This window comes from Pseudomonas sp. BGA-UO-ETr-WB11 (assembly GCF_059567785.1).
The window spans coordinates 230,210-246,574 of record NZ_JCAQOS010000005.1; the positions used below are offsets into that span (position 1 = coordinate 230,210).

Annotated in this window: 16 protein-coding genes; 8 read left to right on the forward strand and 8 right to left on the reverse strand. The window is 60.5% G+C overall.

Features of this window, described 5'->3' with window-relative positions; genetic code table 11:
• Positions 1 to 1,051: 1,051 nt before the first annotated feature.
• From AC56DI_RS06440 to AC56DI_RS06450, 3 genes are all read right to left on the reverse strand, one after another.
• Positions 1,052 to 1,648, reverse strand: coding sequence for an IMPACT family protein (locus AC56DI_RS06440; protein WP_496345417.1), 597 nt, complete (start codon positions 1,646 to 1,648; stop codon positions 1,052 to 1,054).
• On the reverse strand, positions 1,648 to 2,310 hold the full coding sequence (locus AC56DI_RS06445; RefSeq protein WP_496345418.1) for a TetR/AcrR family transcriptional regulator: 663 nt from the start codon (positions 2,308 to 2,310) through the stop codon (positions 1,648 to 1,650). Before AC56DI_RS06445 ends, AC56DI_RS06440 begins: the two co-directional genes overlap by 1 nt.
• Positions 2,311 to 2,450: 140 nt before the next feature.
• Entirely contained in the window at positions 2,451 to 3,371 is a 921-nt protein-coding gene (locus AC56DI_RS06450; protein WP_496345419.1) for a LysR family transcriptional regulator, read from the reverse strand.
• A gap of 144 nt (positions 3,372 to 3,515) precedes the next feature.
• On the opposite strand from AC56DI_RS06450, the gene aptA reads away from it, so the two are divergent.
• The 3 genes from aptA to AC56DI_RS06465 all read left to right on the forward strand — a co-directional run bounded on the left by aptA (position 3,516) and on the right by AC56DI_RS06465 (position 7,509).
• Positions 3,516 to 4,862, forward strand: coding sequence for an omega-aminotransferase AptA (aptA, locus tag AC56DI_RS06455; RefSeq protein ID WP_496345420.1), 1,347 nt, complete (start codon positions 3,516 to 3,518; stop codon positions 4,860 to 4,862).
• A 109-nt stretch (positions 4,863 to 4,971) separates the two neighbouring features.
• Positions 4,972 to 6,468: a CoA-acylating methylmalonate-semialdehyde dehydrogenase gene (locus tag AC56DI_RS06460; protein WP_496345421.1), complete on the forward strand. Its 1,497-nt coding sequence runs from the start codon at positions 4,972 to 4,974 to the stop codon at positions 6,466 to 6,468.
• Positions 6,469 to 6,723: 255 nt separating this feature from the next.
• On the forward strand, positions 6,724 to 7,509 hold the full coding sequence (locus AC56DI_RS06465) for a gamma-glutamyl-gamma-aminobutyrate hydrolase family protein (protein ID WP_496345422.1): 786 nt from the start codon (positions 6,724 to 6,726) through the stop codon (positions 7,507 to 7,509).
• 174 nt (positions 7,510 to 7,683) lie between these two features.
• On the opposite strand, the gene AC56DI_RS06470 is transcribed toward AC56DI_RS06465, so the two are convergent.
• Positions 7,684 to 8,250: a hypothetical protein gene (locus AC56DI_RS06470; RefSeq protein WP_422587504.1), complete on the reverse strand. Its 567-nt coding sequence runs from the start codon at positions 8,248 to 8,250 to the stop codon at positions 7,684 to 7,686.
• A 641-nt stretch (positions 8,251 to 8,891) separates the two neighbouring features.
• On the opposite strand from AC56DI_RS06470, the gene AC56DI_RS06475 reads away from it, so the two are divergent.
• From AC56DI_RS06475 to AC56DI_RS06490, 4 genes are all read left to right on the forward strand, one after another.
• Complete coding sequence (locus AC56DI_RS06475) at positions 8,892 to 9,686, forward strand: abscisic acid-deficient protein Aba4 family protein (protein ID WP_496345423.1); 795 nt, start codon at positions 8,892 to 8,894, stop codon at positions 9,684 to 9,686.
• A gap of 410 nt (positions 9,687 to 10,096) precedes the next feature.
• Positions 10,097 to 10,867 (forward strand): gamma-glutamyl-gamma-aminobutyrate hydrolase family protein, encoded by a 771-nt coding sequence (locus AC56DI_RS06480; protein WP_496345424.1) that lies wholly within the window; start codon positions 10,097 to 10,099, stop codon positions 10,865 to 10,867.
• Positions 10,868 to 10,909: 42 nt separating this feature from the next.
• Complete coding sequence (locus tag AC56DI_RS06485) at positions 10,910 to 11,041, forward strand: hypothetical protein (RefSeq protein ID WP_496345425.1); 132 nt, start codon at positions 10,910 to 10,912, stop codon at positions 11,039 to 11,041.
• Between the two features lie 44 nt (positions 11,042 to 11,085).
• Positions 11,086 to 11,856: an SDR family oxidoreductase gene (locus AC56DI_RS06490; RefSeq protein WP_496345426.1), complete on the forward strand. Its 771-nt coding sequence runs from the start codon at positions 11,086 to 11,088 to the stop codon at positions 11,854 to 11,856.
• Between the two features lie 14 nt (positions 11,857 to 11,870).
• Here the strand turns inward: AC56DI_RS06490 and AC56DI_RS06495 are convergent, their stop codons facing one another.
• Positions 11,871 to 12,608, reverse strand: coding sequence for a substrate-binding periplasmic protein (locus AC56DI_RS06495; RefSeq protein ID WP_496345427.1), 738 nt, complete (start codon positions 12,606 to 12,608; stop codon positions 11,871 to 11,873).
• 158 nt (positions 12,609 to 12,766) lie between these two features.
• On the opposite strand from AC56DI_RS06495, the gene AC56DI_RS06500 reads away from it, so the two are divergent.
• Positions 12,767 to 13,249: a hypothetical protein gene (locus AC56DI_RS06500; RefSeq protein ID WP_496345428.1), complete on the forward strand. Its 483-nt coding sequence runs from the start codon at positions 12,767 to 12,769 to the stop codon at positions 13,247 to 13,249.
• Position 13,250: 1 nt separating this feature from the next.
• Here AC56DI_RS06500 and AC56DI_RS06505 read toward each other — a convergent pair whose 3' ends face one another.
• The 3 genes from AC56DI_RS06505 to AC56DI_RS06515 all read right to left on the reverse strand — a co-directional run bounded on the left by AC56DI_RS06505 (position 13,251) and on the right by AC56DI_RS06515 (position 16,323).
• Positions 13,251 to 14,816, reverse strand: a complete 1,566-nt coding sequence (locus AC56DI_RS06505) for a GGDEF domain-containing protein (RefSeq protein ID WP_496345429.1) — start codon at positions 14,814 to 14,816, stop codon at positions 13,251 to 13,253.
• 51 nt (positions 14,817 to 14,867) lie between these two features.
• Positions 14,868 to 15,479, reverse strand: a complete 612-nt coding sequence (locus AC56DI_RS06510; protein WP_496345430.1) for an MliC family protein — start codon at positions 15,477 to 15,479, stop codon at positions 14,868 to 14,870.
• Between the two features lie 121 nt (positions 15,480 to 15,600).
• Entirely contained in the window at positions 15,601 to 16,323 is a 723-nt protein-coding gene (locus AC56DI_RS06515) for a substrate-binding periplasmic protein (RefSeq protein ID WP_496345431.1), read from the reverse strand.
• Positions 16,324 to 16,365 lie beyond the last annotated feature (42 nt).

The following is a 16,365-nucleotide window of genomic DNA, read 5'->3' on the forward strand; positions in this document are numbered from 1 at the left end:
CTGGGCGTGGTCTGTGGCCAGTCATCCCAGGCTTATCCACAGACTTGCCCACCTTAATTGGGGGCAATTGTGCAGGCACTTTAGGCACCTGGAAAACCTTGTTCGAGGCGCTGAAAAAGTAGAAAAATAGTCAATTAATCAGTTGCTTATCATCGAAGTAGGGTTGCTCGCTGATACCTGGGTGAATTTCGTACAGCCAGGCTGAGACTTAGTCTGGCGTGTGCTGCAGGCAGTCATCCCAGGGTTATCCACAGAAGGCTCCACAGAGATTGTGGGCAAAAAGCCAAAATGGCACTTGGTGCTGTGGATGAGTGATTGAAGGCCTAGAGCACCGGTATCGCAGCTGACCGCTGTCGTGCTTGCCGTAATGGGGCTAAAGGCCTGATATGGCGGCGGTTATGGGTCGTTGAGTGAAAAACATACAGTTAGCTCCAGGCCCCGGCCTCGCAGGCGTGCAGGTGTCTGTGCAAGGCTTGTCCACAGTTTTGTCCCCAGCCATTGTGGGCAACTCGTGCCGCTGTCTTGCGTGCGTGTTGGTGCTGGTGAAAATGCCGTTCCTGCGCTGAAAAGTCAGTTAAAACAGGTATTTATAGTTGTTTTACGGGCTAGGATAGGCGCTTGGTTGAAAACTGATCAGCGTCTTGCAAGCCCCGCCGGCTATGCCTGTCGGCGGACTGCCCCAAGGTTATCCACAATGCTGTGCACCGAATTTGTGGGCGCTTTGCTGGGTGGCTTGTCGGAGATGGGGGTCACTGCGCTCAACGCTATCCTAGGGGCGTTGCGGTCGGGGGGGATATTCCCAGTCAAGGACCCCGGATTGCATCCGGGCTACGGTTGTGGGGGCAGCTTCAGTCGTGAAATTCGCGGATAAATCCGCTCCTACAAAAGCCGCCCTGTGGCTACGGGATATGGCCTCACCGCTGTAGCCCGGATGCAATCCGGGAGTGTGGATATGTCCAATCCGGGACCGAAGACCTGACTGTCGTCAGGAATATGGACATGCGCATTGATCGGCTGCGGATTACATCCAGGTCACGTGAGCAAGTGTCGGTCAGTTATCCACATCATCCAGTTGCAGCTGCACGCGGCCGCGGCTGAGGTCGGCCAGCAGGTGTTGCAGTGCGGGCAGTTGCGCGGGCGGGATGGCCAGTTCGAGCCGCGCACCTTCGCCATCGTAGTGTTCGGCCTGCAACAGACCGTCGAGGCTGGCGAGGTGCGCCTTGAGCAGCGGCAGTTCGGCAAAGTACAGGTGGCAGTGGCCGCTCAGGCGTTGCACCAGCTGCAGTGCTTGGCCGCCTTGCAGGCATTTGGCGGTGCTGCCGCCATAGGCGCGGGCCAGGCCGCCGGTGCCGAGCTGGATGCCGCCGTACCAGCGGGTGACGACGACTGCGACCCGATCGAACCCCTGGCCTTCGATGGCCGCGAGCATCGGCCGCCCCGCTGTGCCGCCGGGTTCGCCGTCATCGCTGCTGCGATATTGATTGCCGACCTTCCAGGCCCAGCAATTGTGCGAGGCGCTGGGGTCGCTGGCCCGCTGGATAAAGGCTTGGGCCTCGGCCGCGCTGCTGACGGGCGAGGCCCGGGCGATGAAGCGACTCTTGCGAATCTCTTCCTGATACGTGCAGGGCGCCCCGAGCGTGTAGGCCATCAAGCCTGGGCGGGAGGCGTCAGGCCGCAACCCTTGAGGATGATCTGAATCAGGTTGTCGGTGGCCTTGGCGAAGTCTTCTTTCGTCTGCTTCTTGCGCCCGGTCAGGCGGCTGATCGAGCTGGAGAAGTCGGCGTAATGTTGGGTGCTGCCCCACAGCAGAAAGATCAGGTGCACCGGGTCGACCGGGTCCATCTTGCCCTGGTCAATCCAGGCCTGGAACACCGCCGCACGGCCACGGAACCACTCTTGGTAGTCCTGGTTGAAGTGCTCGGCCATGCACTCGCCGCCGCTGATCACCTCCATGGCGAAGATCTTCGACGCCAGCGGCTGGCGCCGTGAGAACTCCATCTTGGCGCGGATGTAACCGGCCAGGGAGGTGGCCGGGTCGTCCTCGGCGCACAGGTTGCTGAAGGCGCTGTCCCACAGGTTGAGGATGTTGCGCATCACTTCGACATACAGCCCCAGCTTGCTGCTGAAGTAGTAGTGCAGGTTGGCCTTGGGCAGGCCGACGCGCAGGGCGATGCTGTTCATGCTGGTGCCTTTGTAGCCATGCACGGCAAATTCTTCGGCAGCGGCCAGCAGAATGGCCTCTTCGTTCTTCTGGCGAATGCGCCCGGTGGTTTTCGCGGCGGTGCTGGTGGACGGCGTTTCGACAGGCATGGTGTTTGGCTCTGAGCGGATGGCAACGTGCGCGCATTGATACCTGACGCAGCCTACTGGGGCAAGGCTTTGCGGCTAAAAACCTGACCGTTGGTAGCTTGCCTGTGAGTGTGGTCAGGTTTTTAAGTGCAAGGGCACTGTCAGTGGCTAGCGGCCAGGGCTTCGAGAAAGCTTTCCAGCACCAAATGGGGGCGGCGGCCCTTGCGCGTCACCGCCGCCAAGCTGACCTCGTAACAGCGCGAATCGGCCTTCAGTGCCCGCAGGCGGCCCTGTTGTACCCAGGCGCTGGCGTAGTGGTCGGGCAAGTAGCCGATATAGCGCCCGGTCAGCAGCAGGAAGGCCATGCCTTCGCGGTCCGAGGCGCTGGCGGTGCAGTTGAGCGCCTGGTAGTGCGCCTGGGCTTCCGGTGGCAGGCGAAAGGTCGGGGCAATGGCCTCTTGAGCGTTCAGGCGGTCATCGGCCAACTCGCGGTCATCGACATAAAACAGGGGGTGGCCGACCGCGCAGTACAGCAGCGAGCGCTCGTTATACAGCGCCTGGTATTCCAGCCCCGACAGCGCGCCGGCCTGGGGCACCACGCCGACATGCAGGCTGCCGTCCAATACGCCTTGTTCGACTTCGCTGGGCGGGGTCATGCGGATCTGAATGCGCACATCCGGGCCGCGTTCCTTCAAGCGTGCCAGGGCGTGGGTGATGCGCATGTGCGGCACCGTCACCAGGTTGTCGGTCAGGCCGATATTCAGCTCGCCGCGCAAGTGCTGGTGCAGGCCATTGACCTCGGTGCGAAAGCTCTCCAGGGCGCTGAGCAACTGCAGGGACGATTGATAGACCTCGCGGCCTTCCTCGGTCAGGGCAAAGCCGGCGCGGCCGCGCTGGCACAGGCGCAGGCCGAGGCGCTGCTCGAGGTCGCTCATCTGCTGGCTGATGGCCGAACGGCCAATCCCCAGGGCGCTTTCAGCGGCGGAAAAACCGCCGCATTCCACCACGCTGCGGAAGATGCGCAGTAAACGGATATCGAAGTCGCTGACCTGGGCCAGCGGGGTGGGGCGACGGCTGCTCATTGTTTAGCTCTGGCTTATCTAATGTTTGTAAGAGTTGAATTTTAGTGACTTTATCCCTGTGGCACCTTTAGCTGCAACTGCTGGGGGAACAGGCTTGCCAAGTCCCCCGGAAATGCACACTGCCCTTCGTCACGAGGCCGCCACATGAACATGCCGCAGACCGCCACTTCGCCCATGGCCAGCCAGCTCAAGCTGGACGCGCACTGGATGCCGTTTTCCTCGAACCGCAACTTCAAGCGTGACCCGCGCATCATCGTTGCGGCGGATGGCAACCACTTCATTGACGACAAGGGCCGGCGCATTTTCGACAGCCTGTCCGGGCTGTGGACCTGCGGTGCCGGGCACAATCGCCTGGAAATCCAGGACGCCGTGGCCAAGCAACTGGGCACCCTGGACTACGCGCCGGGCTTCCAGTACGGCCACCCGCTGTCTTATCAACTGGCCGAGAAAATCACCGAGCTGACCCCGGCCGGCCTCGACCATGTGTTCTACACCGACTCCGGCTCCGAGTGCGCCGACACCGCGGTGAAGATGGCCAAGGCCTACTGGCGCCTGAAGGGCCAGCCGAGCAAAACCAAATTCATCGGCCGTGCCCGTGGCTACCACGGCGTCAACATCGCCGGCACCAGCCTGGGCGGCATCGGCGGCAACCGTAAAATGTTCGGCCAGATGATGGACGCCGACCACCTGCCGCACACCCTGCAGCCGCACCTGGCGTACACCAAGGGCATGGCGGCAACTGGCGGTATCGAACTGGCCAACGAGCTGCTGAAACTGATTGAGCTGCATGACGCGTCCAACATCGCTGCGGTGATCGTCGAGCCGATGTCCGGTTCTGCCGGTGTGATCGTGCCGCCGGTGGGCTACCTGCAGCGCCTGCGTGAAATCTGCACCCAGCACAACATCCTGCTGATCTTCGACGAAGTGATTACCGCCTACGGCCGCATGGGCAAGTGGACTGGCTCCGAGTACTTCGGCGTGGTGCCGGACATCATGAACACCGCCAAACAGATCACCAACGGTGCGATTCCCCTGGGCGCAGTCATCGCCTCCAGCGAGATCTACAACACCTTTATGAACCAGGCGATCCCCGAGCACATGGTCGAGTTTGGCCACGGCTACACCTACTCCGGTCACCCGGTGGCCTGCGCCGCCGGCCTGGCGACCCTGGAGCTGCTCAAACGCGACAACCTGATCGAGCAGTCGGCCAACCTGGCGCCGGTGTTTGAAGAGTCCCTGCATGGCCTCAAAGGCAGCAAGCACGTGGTCGACATCCGCAACTGCGGCCTGGCCGGCGCGATCCAGATCGCCCCGCGTGATGGCGATGCGGTGATCCGCCCCTTCGAGGCTGGCATCAAGTTGTGGAACGCCGGTTTCTACGTGCGCTTCGGCGGCGACACCCTGCAGTTCGGGCCAACCTTCAACACCAAGCCCGAAGAGCTGGATCGTCTGTTCAACGCCGTCGGTGATGTGCTCAACAACCTCGACTAAATCAGCTAGATACGCCCTTTCCCCTGTGGGAGCGGCCTTGGCCGCGAACAGCTTCGCGGCCAAGGCCGCTCCCACGGACAGAACCGAATTTTATTTGAGAGACATAGCCATGAGCACCATTGCGCACCTGATCAACGGCGAATACGTCAACGACAACGGCCGTACCGCCAGCGTCTACAACCCGTCCACCGGCCAAGTGGTCAACCAAGTGGCCTTGGCCAGCCGTGCCACCGTGCAGCAAGCCATCGCGGTTGCACAAGCGGCTTACCCGGCCTGGCGCAACACCCCGCCCGCCAAGCGCGCGCAGATCATGTACCGCTTCAAGCAACTGCTGGAAGCCAACAAAGACCGCATCGTCGCCCTGATCAGCCTCGAGCACGGCAAGACCCTGGAAGATGCCGGCGGCGAACTGCAGCGCGGCATCGAAAACATCGAATACGCCTGCTCCGCGCCAGAAATCCTCAAAGGCGAATACAGCCGCAACGTCGGCCCGAACATCGACGCTTGGAGCGACTTCCAGCCGCTCGGCGTAGTAGCCGGCATCACCCCGTTCAACTTCCCGGCCATGGTGCCGCTGTGGATGTACCCGCTGGCCATCGTCTGCGGCAACTGCTTCATCTTGAAGCCGTCCGAGCGTGACCCAAGCTCCACCTTGCTGATCGCCGAGCTGCTGCTCGAAGCCGGTCTGCCGAAAGGCGTGATGAGCGTGGTGCACGGCGACAAGGAAGCCGTGGACGCGCTGATCGAAGCACCGGAAGTCAAAGCCCTGAGCTTTGTGGGTTCGACCCCGATCGCCGAATACATCTACAGCGAAGGCACCAAGCGCGGCAAGCGCGTCCAGGCTCTGGGCGGCGCCAAGAACCACGCGGTGCTGATGCCGGATGCGGATCTGGACAACGCCGTCAGCGCCCTGATGGGTGCTGCTTATGGTTCGTGCGGCGAGCGCTGCATGGCCATCTCGGTGGCTGTGTGCGTGGGTGATCAGATCGCCGATGCTCTGGTGCAGAAGATCGTTCCACAGATCAAAGCCCTGAAAATCGGTGCCGGCACCAACAGCGGCCTGGACATGGGCCCGCTGGTTACCGCCGCCGCCCGTGACAAGGTCAAAGGTTATATCGACGCCGGTGTTGAGCAGGGCGCCAGCCTGCTGGTGGACGGTCGCGACCTGATCGTGGCTGGCAATGAAGAAGGCTTCTTCCTCGGCGGCACCTTGTTCGACAACGTCAGCAAGGACATGACCATCTACACCGACGAAATCTTCGGCCCAGTGCTGTGCATCGTCCGCGTCAACAGCCTCGAAGCTGCCATGCAGCTGATCAACGACCACGAATACGGCAACGGCACCTGCATCTTCACCCGTGACGGTGAGTCGGCGCGTCTGTTTTGCGACGAAATCGAAGTCGGCATGGTTGGCGTCAACGTACCCCTGCCGGTGCCGGTCGCCTACCACAGCTTCGGCGGCTGGAAGCGCTCGCTGTTCGGCGACCTGCACGCCTACGGCCCGGACGGTGTGCGCTTCTACACCAAGCGCAAAGCCATCACCCAGCGCTGGCCGCAGCGCGCCAGTCACGAGGCGGCGCAGTTTGCCTTCCCGAGTAACGGCTAAGTAACACCCAAGGGGGCTGGTCGTAGGACCAGCCCCCTTTTTGCAATTTGTAGGATGGGTTGAGCGCAGCGATGCCCATCATCCACCGCTTTACGCAACAAACCAGCCGCGCGGGCGCGGCGTTGGTGCAGTGACCCGGTTCGCCGGTTACGGCACCCCTTTGGTCAACGGGCTTGTGGCGGATAACCGCAAGTTGTCGAGGCCGCTGACCCAAGGGCAGCCCACTTCAATCCAATAGAAGAGGACAGCCTTGCAATGAACAAACCGATGATTGGCCTACCCCTGTGTCGCTGGCAGCTGACTGACCGTGACATCGGCTGGTTTCATCTGGTCGGCGAAAAGTACATCAGCTCGGTCACCGGCTACGGTGCCTTCCCGCTGATGATCCCGGCCTTTGGCGATGATCTGGACATGGACACCGTGCTCGACAGCGTCTCGGGCATCATGTTCGGCGGCTCGCTCTCCAACATCCATCCGAGCTTCTACGACGACGAGCATCCTGGCCTGGGCCTGGCTGACAAGCCCCGTGACGCCACGGTGCTGCGCCTGATGCGTGCTTGCCTGGAGCGCGGCATTCCGTTTATCGGCATTTGCCGTGGTGTGCAGGAGATGAACGTGCTGTTCGGCGGCACCTTGCACCGTGAGGTGCATGCGGTCGACGGTCGCCTCGATCACCGTGAGGTGAAGGATGTGCCGGATGACGTGGCCTATGGCCCGATCCATAACGTGACCCTGACCGAAGGTGGCTTGTTGCATCGGGTGATTGGCGATCGCGAAATGATGGTTAATTCGCTGCACGGGCAGGGGATTGATCGGCTGGGTGAAGGCCTGCAGGTTGAGGCGGTGTGTGATGATGGGCAGATCGAAGCGGTCAGCGTGATTGGCGCTAAGGCCTTTGCGCTGGGCGTGCAGTGGCACCCGGAATATCGCTATTGGGAGAACCCGCAGTACGACAAATTGCTGTCTGCGTTCCATGAGGCGGCGAGGGTGTATCAGGCAAAAAAGCTTGAGAGGAAGAAAGAGGCCATTGCAATGACTTGAGGTGGGGTGGGCGGCTGAGAAGTAAAGTAAAAGGCTTGTCGAAAGGCGAGCTTTTTACTATTAGAGGTGCACTACGTAAAAATAAACTCTAAAAATTAATTAACGAAAGCATTGTCTGTAAATATTCTTCATTGAGCTTGTTTGGGTTTTTCGGAGGGTATACGGTCTCCGTATCTATTTGCTGGAAATGTCTTTATAGGTTTTTCCAAGCAAAGAAACTTTCTGTGTGATTAGGGCGAATTTTCTCCGGTGAAGATAGTCTTCGGGTTTTATGCTTGTTGCTTTCATGTATTCGTCAGTGTCGACGCAGTAATAACTCCATGATTCCGAATCTTCAAGTTTGATGGCTAATTTTCGCCCGCAGAAAAATCTGCCAGATCCTTTGATGGTGCGGGTATGAATCTGAGCTTCGCTTGTTTTTTTCACTCCTATAGACTCATGAATGAGTGGGATTACGCCATATCCACAAATAATATAGTAAGCAATAAAGTGAAATATTGCAGGTGGTACTGGTGACGCCATTCTTCCCGACTTGTGTCCGCTTAAATATGTGCTATTACCACTTTTGAAGTCCCGTATCTGCGCAAGAAGTATGGGTATGCTTATAGCCATGGCAAGCAGCCCGCCCGGAAGTGATAATGTAAATCCTCCATAAAATGCGTAATACACTGGGATGCATCCAATAACTGCAATTATTTTTAGCATTTTGGATAGTTTGTTTTCTTTCGTGTATTTGCTCAATAGTGATTCCTTGTCGAATGGCTATTTGATCAATTGCTTTTAGTTCGTATGAGGGAGTGAGCGTAGGGCGTATAGGGGATAGTCATAAGTTTAAAAATGTTGTTTCGGGTGCGAGTGTATGAGTGGCGGCCAATGTCATCCCTGCGCAATCATTAAGGCCCGACATTAACCGTAATGGTCAGAGCAAACCAGTGCCAAGCCGTTGGCTAAGGCGGCGGCCTGGCCTAACGGTTCCGCCCTTACGGCGGGTCACTTTTGGCAGTTGCCCCAAAAGTAACCAAAAGGTCTTGCCCCTTGCATGCGGGTCTCGCTGCGCTCGACTTCCCTCGTTCCATCATTGCTCCAGGGGCACGCCGCGAAGGGCCATCCCTGGCCCATCGCGGCTCTCGCGGCATCCATGCCGCTCAACCCCTTACGCAACGATTCCACTCGGCCTCCTGATGGGGCGTTTGGTGTCGTCTGTGCGATTGCGGTTTAAAAGCGGATTGGGTTGGTTCGGCTGTTGATTGGGCTTTTGTAGGAGCGGCTTTAGCCGCGAAGCTTTTGCTTTTTGCTCTGTCGTTCACTGTTAGTCCAAGCAACTCGGTCCCCCGGTCCCGTCAGGAGGCCGAGCGCAGGTGCTGTGTAGAGGGGCGTTTGGCATGGATGCCAAACGAGGAACGATGGGCCAGGGATGGCCCACCGTGACGACCCTCGGAACAGTGCCGGAGCGAGGGAAGTCTGGCGAAGCCAGACCCGGATGCCGGGTGCGCTTTCTCTTTGGTTACTTTCTCTTTCGCGCAAGCAAAGAGAAAGTGACTCGCCGTAAGGGCGAAAAGCGTAATTCCGGCCACTGGTGCTGCGTCGTTCTGCATTGCTGTATTTATGCGGCGCAAGTCGTTCACCCTTCTCGCTATGGCTGGGCCAATCTCTCGCCATTCAGCCCGTCACTGATGGCAGCACTGCATGCCTGCGATCAGCTACAACAAAGGTTCACCCATTACGAGGATGCGTCCATGTTGGCTCCCAGCCAGAAGCGTTTGTTTCAACTCTCCAGCCTGGTCGCTTTGGGCGGTTGGGGGGTGCTCATTGCGCTGCCCGGTTGGGTGCTGGGGCCGCGGGTGGTGCTCGGCGTGGCGGTGGTGCTGTTGTGCGTGTTGTATGGCGCAAGCCTGTTTCAGGCCATGACCAGTCGGGGCGACCGGAGTATGGGTAAGCCGGGCTTTTTCAGCCTGCGCGGGGTGCTGGCGCTGTTCAGCAACCCCAAGGCGGTGCTGGCCGCTTGGGTGCATATTCTTGCGTTCGATCTGCTGGCCGGGTTGTACATCCAGCAGCAGGGTGCGCTGCAGGGCATTGGCCATTTGTGGCTGGTGCCGTGCTATCTGCTGACGTTGATGTTTGGCCCCTTGGGCTTGCTGCTGTTTTTGGGTGTTGGCGTGCTTCACGGTGCCGGCTGAGCCCGTCGTTGGCTAAGCAAAAACGAGCGGGTTGTTCGCGTTAATCGGCCCTATACGCCGCTGCCGCGGCGGCCGATTTTGTGGGCTGCAGCCCGCATCGCCTCTGCGCTTTTACAGTTGTGCCTGTTAGGCAAAAAGCTTTTGCCTGAGTCGGTCTTGGTCGTATGCCGCGAGCTACCTATGCTGGGCGCCGAGTCTGACCGGCTTGGAAGCCCCGTGGCGAGTGCGCTTGGGGCTGAGTGGGTGGTTGTGAGATCGCGGCAAACAGCTATGGGCTGAAGCTCCTTTTCGCGCCAACTCTTCCCGGTTCAGCCTCATCAAAATCCCGCTTTCCTAATGCAGTCAGCTTTGCCTCTGCTGGCCAGGCTGACTGCATTAGGTCTGTTCTAATAAGACCTAAAGGTAGTTTTATGAGTAAGCCATTGATCGCTCTTTCACTTTGTCGCTGGCAGCTGAAAGATCGCGACGAGGGTTGGTATCACCTGGTCGGCGAAAAGTATGTTCGCGCCATTACCAACTATGGGGCCTTTCCTTTCACGGTTCCGGCGTTGGCCGGTGATCTGGATATCGATACGGTGCTGGAGAATGTCTCCGGCGTGATCTTCGGCGGATCGATCTCGAATATTCACCCAAGTTTCTACGGCGATGACAGCGAAGGCGCCGGCCTGGAAGACCGCGACCGGGATGCCACGGTGTTCCCTCTGATGGCGGCTGCCATTGCGCGCGGTATTCCGGTACTGGGAATTTGTCGCGGTATCCAGGAAATGAACGTGCTGTTCGGCGGCACTCTGCACCGTCATGTGCACGAAGTCGGTGGTCGTTTGGACCATCGCGAAGTCGATGCGGAAGATGACGTTTGCTACGCCCCGATCCATAACGTCACCCTGACGGAAGGCGGCATCTTGCATCGTCTGCACGGCGTGACGCAGTTGCGGGTGAACTCGTTGCACGGTCAGGGGATTGATCGGCTGGGCGAGGGGCTGCAAGTTGAGGCGGTGGCTGAAGACGGCCAGATCGAAGCCATCAGCGTCAAAGGCGCCAAATCATTTGCGGTCGGTGTGCAATGGCACCCGGAATATCACTCGAAAGAAAACCCGGATTACGACGTGTTTATCTCGGCCTTCCATAAGGCGGTTCAGGACTACGATCAAAGTCGTTATGAGTGGCGAGCCAGTGCCTAATGCACAGGCGCCGCTGAGCGATTGAAAACAAAAAGGCCCGTCATGCGACGGGCCTTTTTGTTTGGCTCCTTGCCGATCGTGCTGGGGGCTATCTCGGTGCGCACGGTCGAGTCGCAATGGCGTGATATTCCGCTGCCCAATGATCCGCCGTGCCGCTTCATTCGTCGGGGCTAGGCGCATAGGCTGGGGTTTTGCTCACGCTGAACGAGGACGTTGCAATGCACGCATATTTCAGTCTGCAAGGGCGCACGGCGCTGGTTACAGGTGGTACTCGCGGGATCGGCCGGATGATCGCTCAGGGTTTTTTGGAGGCCGGCGCGCGGGTGTTTATTTGCGCGCGGGATGGCGCTGCCTGTGCCGAGGTGGCCGCCGAGTTGAGTGTGTATGGCGAGTGCATTGGCTTGGCGGCGGACCTGTCCAGTGAAGAGGGCGCCAAGGGGTTGGCCGAGCAGTTGGGTGCCCAGGTGCAGCAGCTGGATATTCTGGTCAACAACGCCGGCACCACGTGGGGTGGGCCGCTGGAAAGCTATCCGGTGAAGGGCTGGGAGAAGGTCATGCAGTTGAACGTGACCTCGGTGTTCAGTTGCATCCAGCAACTGCTGCCGCTGCTGCGCAAGGCCGGTACGGCGCAAAGCCCGGCGCGGGTGATCAATATCGGTTCGGTGGCGGGCATCAGTTCGTTCGGTGAGCAGGCGTATGCCTATGGGCCGAGCAAGGCGGCGCTGCATCAGTTGTCGCGCATCCTCGCCCGTGAACTGGTGAGCCAGCACATCAACGTCAATGTCATCGCCCCTGGGCGCTTCCCAAGCAAGATGACCCGGCACATCGCAGGTGATGAAGCGGCTATGGCCGAGGATGTGGCGCTGATCCCGATGCAGCGCTGGGGAAGGGCTGAGGAGATGTCGGCGCTGGCGATCAGCCTGGCCAGCACGGCGGGTGCTTATATGACCGGGGCCATAATCCCCATTGATGGTGGCTTTAGTCTCTGACCGTCGCCGGGCCTTCAGGGCTTGGCTTGTGCGGCGATGGCGGCATCGAAGCGCTGGACGATCTCGATGGGCACTTTGTGGGAAAACATCAGGTGCATGGGCTCGGGTTTTTGTTCGCTGACCTGATGTTGCTGCAGTGCTTGTGCGTTTTGCAGGGTGAGCTGGGGCGCAATGCTGGCTTCGATCAGGTAGCCGTCGATGCGTTTGGCCTTGAGCAGCTTCAGCAGTTGCTGGTCCCAACGCACCCTTAGGCGCTGGGCTTGGGCCTCGGGCGCGTGGACGATGGGGTCCAGGCTGTCGCCGTAGTAAAAACCGAGGATCACACCCAGCATGCGCGGCTTGCCGCTGGCGTTGGGCATGGCCAGCCAGCGGGTGAGCGATACCGGGCCTGGCTGGGGCTGGCCTTCGCGGTGGGTCAGCAGGAGCATCTGTTCAACCCGGTAAGGCTGGGAGAACTGGGCGAAGGTTTCGCGCTCTGGGGTTTTGCTGGCACCGTAGAGCAGGTCGATGTCGCCGTTCTGCAGCGACTTCAGGGCTCTGATCCAGGGCAGTTCGATAAACTCGAGTTGGCAGTGCGCCTGTTTGGCCAGTGTGCTGAGCACTACATACTCACTGCCGATGAGTTGCCCGTCGCGTTCGTAAATCAGCGGGTACCACTCTTCCCAGCCCACGCGCAGGTGGCAGTCTTGCGCCTGGGTCAGGCCGCAAGCGCAGAGAAGCAGGCTGCAGATAAGGTAGCGGAGTGCGCGCATGGTTAGGGCTGGTCGGTAGGGGTCGGTCTTCAGGCACTATAGTGCGCCTGCTTGTGCGTGGCCATGCTCGCGGCTGTGGCGGCGTTGCGCGCAAGGACGTCCCAGGCTACTGGCTGCCCTGTGCGGCCGCCACTCTTTTGCCCACCAAGGAACCGATCATGCCTGTCTGGAGCCCGCTTGAATGGCTGGAAGCCTTGAGCTATCTGGTGACGATTGTCGGCCTGCCGTTTGCCATCGGTGTTTTTCTGTTTGAGCAACGCGAAGAGCGGCAGAACGAGGAGGAGAGCATCTACCAGAACCTCTCGGACGAGTACGCCGACTTTCTGCGTCTGGTGCTTGAGCATGCTGACCTGCAGCTGCGCTCCAAGCCGCGCACCGAGGCGCTGACAGCCGAACAGGAGGAGCGCCGCCTGCTGCTGTTTGATCTGCTGATCTCGCTGTTCGAACGTGCCTACCTGCTGGTGTACGAGGACGACATGAGCCGCAAGCAGGCGCGCCTGTGGCAGTCGTGGGAGGACTACATGCACTTCTGGTGTCAGCGCGAGGATTTCCGGGCCCTGTTGGTCGAGATGCTCGACGGCGAAGACCCTGACTTCTCCCGGCACTTGCTGCGCATCGCTGAGGCCGAGGCTCGGCGCTGAGCTAGCGCAGGGCCGGCACGGAGGGTGCTGCGGCAGTGGCCTCGGCGCTGGCTTGGCGGATATGGTTGCGGCCATTGGCCTTGACCTCATACAGCTGCAGGTCAGCGCGCTTGATGGCCTGGTCGAGGGCTTCACCCGACTGCATGAGTGCTAGGCCGCCACTCAGGGTGACGGGCACGTCGCCCGGCTGGATGCGCGTGCGCTGCGCCTCCTGGCGCATGCGTTCGGCCACGAGCATGGCGTCTTCGGCATGCTCCAGAAGCATGACCATGACGAACTCTTCTCCACCCCAGCGGCAGATCAAATCCGCGGCGCGGCGCACCTTGAGCAGGTGCCCGCCCAGTTGGCTGAGCACGCTGTCGCCGACGGCATGGCCATGGGTGTCATTGATGCTTTTGAAGTGGTCGATGTCCATCAGCAGCACGGCCACGGGTAGCCGCTTGCGCTCGGCGAGGGCCAGCAGGCCTTCGGCGCGCTCATATAGGCCGCGGCGGTTGAGCAGCTGGGTCAGCGGGTCGGTGTGGGTCATGCGTGTGGCTTCGCTGAGTACGCCGATCAGGCGCCAGGCCAGCACGCCGAGCAGGCTGGCCAGGGCAATCATCACCCAGGTTGGCCGGCTTTCTTGGGCGGCGGCCCAGAGTAGGTCGCTCTGCTTGAGCTGGTGCACGACCCACAGCTCGTCTTTCAACACCGGGGTGCTCAGCCAAGCGTCGCCGTTGGCGTCCTTGCGCCACTCGATCAGGCCGTCGCTCAGCGGTGGCTGTAGGTGGGTGCCAGGTTGGAAGGCTTCATTGCGGGCGATCAGCTGGTAATCCTCGCTGATCATCATGGTGTCGCTGATGGCGCTGCCGACGCGAGTCAGGTGCTGAAGGGTGTCGATTTTCAGGTCCAGGGCGACCACGCCGAGGAAGGTGTCGGCGGCATACACCGGCTCGGCTAGGGTGAGAATCCAACCTTTGCCAGCCATGTCTTGATAGGGGCCATCGAGGACCATGCGTCGCTGCGAGTTGGCTTGCGGGCCGGCGTCGCGCCAGTAGTCGCGCTGATACAGGGCAGGCTGGAAGTGGAACTGACTGATGAGGGCCTTGGGCGCCATGTAGATGAAGTTGTTGGCCGACAGGTAGTAGAGCCAGGTCACTTCCTTGCTGTAGGCCAGGGCCGGGCGAATCTGTGCATCGAGGGCCGTGGCAGCCTGGATTTCCCGCAGCTGTTGCGCGCTGGGCGGTTGGGCCGCACTGCCGGTCAGGGTGCCGGCCAGCATCTGGTCTGTGCTGACCAGCTCCCAGACGTGCTGTTGCGGGTGCTGGCGTAGGCTGTAGGGCAGGGTGCCGACGCCGTTCTGGGCATAGTTGGCAGCCAGCAGGTTGCGCATCACGCTGACCTGGTCGCGGTGCAGAGCGATAAAGGTTTCGATCAGGGCGCTGCGGCTGCGGAAGGTGGCGGCGGTTTCGCTGCGCAGCTCGTTGAGGTTTTTCACGAATACGTTGGTGCCGATGGCCAGCGCCAGCAGGGTCATGCCGCCCAGCAAGGTGCCCAGGCGTTTTTTTGAGTTGATCAACAATCGCATAGGGCATGACTCAACGGGTGATTGACGATGCGCTGTGCAGCGCCCCGGCCTTTACTGTTTATTGCGCTCGGCCCTGGGCTCGCATTGCATCTCGGGTGCTTCGTAGCCCCACACCACCACGGCTTTGCCTTGGTGCTCCCAGAAGGATTCATTGCGACCCTGGTAGCGGCTGCCGCTGGCAGCGACCTGTTGCAGCATCAGTGAGGTGCTGTCGCCGAACTCCACCACCACGCTGGCGGGATCGGTGGGGTAGAACGTGGCGACCACTTCCTTGGCTGCCTGGCCATCGCAGCTGTAAAACACCGGGCCCGTAGCTGGGAGCAAGGCGTAGCGGGCTTGCAGTTCGGCAATCCGCAGGCGGTAGCTGTCGCTGACGCAGAGGGTTTTGTCTTCGGCTTTCCAGCAATCGTTGCGGCCTTTGATCCAGCCGCGCTGCTCGGCTTTCAGCAGTGGCGGGTGCTCGTTTACGGCCTTGGCGCTGGCTTGTTGATAGACCTTGGCTAGGCGCTGGTCGAGCTCGCCAAGGCTCGGGGTCTGGCAGATCAGGGCTTCGATACTGCCGGCGGGCACCTTGGCACAGTTAAAGCTTGGTTCGGCGGCCTGGCTGCTGAGCAGAGGCAGGCCGGCCATGGCCAGGAGCAGCAGGTTATTGCGTGTTGTCATGGATAGGCTCCGGTCGTGGGGCGGCTAGGCCGTTGGTGATCGCATGCGCGTGGCGCGAGTCAGTGCCATGTTGTCAGGGTGCCCAGACAATTCAAGTCCGCGATGGTTGGGGGCGATGCGCTTACTGCCAGCGCTGCAGAATGGGTGTCAGGGCATCGCGTTGTTGCAGGCGCTTCAGCGCTGCAGCGAACACCTCGGCGCGGGCGCTGTCCCCTTTTTTGAACGCCACATAGCGGGGCATTTCAACCAGGGGCGTGGGCAGGATGCGCACATCGGCCTCGGCCCGTTGCTCGTGCACGTAGTACTGCAGTTGCAGGCGGTCGCCGACGATGATGTCGATGCGCCCGGCCAGGAGCATGGACACCAATTGCCGAGGGTTTTGTGCGCTGCTGTCGCGGGACAGGTCGGCCTGGTCGAAGGCCGATTCGTAGGCGTAGCCGCGCACCTGGCCGATCACGTAGGGCTGCAGTTCTTCAAGGCGTTGCCAGTTTTGCAGGGCGATTTTGCGGGTGGTCATAAACACCGTGGAGCCGCTGCGGATTGGGCCAACCAACTCGTATTGCTCCCGGCGCTGCGAGGTGCCGGCAAATTGGAAGGCCATCTCGACGGCGCCGTTGTCGAGCAGGCGTTTGACCCGTGCCCAGGGGTACAGGCGCAGTTGGTAGTCGATCTTGGCTTCGTTGAGGATTGCGCTGATCAGTTCGACGTCCAGGCCACGGGGCGTGTTTTCATCGCCCTGGACAAAGCTGTAGGGCGCGAACTGTTCGTCGCCGATGACCCGCCAGGTTTCGGCCGCTGCGGCGGTGCTGAGAACAAGCAACAGGCAGAACATCAGGTAGCGCATATACACCTCCGGCGCACGAGCGAGCTGGCGACAACTTGCCAG

Coding starts and splice junctions, on each gene's coding strand:
- aptA (WP_496345420.1), top strand. CDS start 3,516: ATGAACATGCCGCAGACCGCCACTTCGCCCATGGCCAGCCAGCTCAAG.
- AC56DI_RS06495 (WP_496345427.1), bottom strand. CDS start 12,608: ATGCGCGCACTCCGCTACCTTATCTGCAGCCTGCTTCTCTGCGCTTGC.
- AC56DI_RS06475 (WP_496345423.1), top strand. CDS start 8,892: ATGGATGCCAAACGAGGAACGATGGGCCAGGGATGGCCCACCGTGACG.
- AC56DI_RS06480 (WP_496345424.1), top strand. CDS start 10,097: ATGAGTAAGCCATTGATCGCTCTTTCACTTTGTCGCTGGCAGCTGAAA.
- AC56DI_RS06515 (WP_496345431.1), bottom strand. CDS start 16,323: ATGCGCTACCTGATGTTCTGCCTGTTGCTTGTTCTCAGCACCGCCGCA.
- AC56DI_RS06500 (WP_496345428.1), top strand. CDS start 12,767: ATGCCTGTCTGGAGCCCGCTTGAATGGCTGGAAGCCTTGAGCTATCTG.
- AC56DI_RS06450 (WP_496345419.1), bottom strand. CDS start 3,371: ATGAGCAGCCGTCGCCCCACCCCGCTGGCCCAGGTCAGCGACTTCGAT.
- AC56DI_RS06510 (WP_496345430.1), bottom strand. CDS start 15,479: ATGACAACACGCAATAACCTGCTGCTCCTGGCCATGGCCGGCCTGCCT.
- AC56DI_RS06440 (WP_496345417.1), bottom strand. CDS start 1,648: ATGGCCTACACGCTCGGGGCGCCCTGCACGTATCAGGAAGAGATTCGC.
- AC56DI_RS06465 (WP_496345422.1), top strand. CDS start 6,724: ATGAACAAACCGATGATTGGCCTACCCCTGTGTCGCTGGCAGCTGACT.
- AC56DI_RS06485 (WP_496345425.1), top strand. CDS start 10,910: ATGCGACGGGCCTTTTTGTTTGGCTCCTTGCCGATCGTGCTGGGGGCT.
- AC56DI_RS06505 (WP_496345429.1), bottom strand. CDS start 14,816: ATGCGATTGTTGATCAACTCAAAAAAACGCCTGGGCACCTTGCTGGGC.
- AC56DI_RS06490 (WP_496345426.1), top strand. CDS start 11,086: ATGCACGCATATTTCAGTCTGCAAGGGCGCACGGCGCTGGTTACAGGT.
- AC56DI_RS06445 (WP_496345418.1), bottom strand. CDS start 2,310: ATGCCTGTCGAAACGCCGTCCACCAGCACCGCCGCGAAAACCACCGGG.
- AC56DI_RS06460 (WP_496345421.1), top strand. CDS start 4,972: ATGAGCACCATTGCGCACCTGATCAACGGCGAATACGTCAACGACAAC.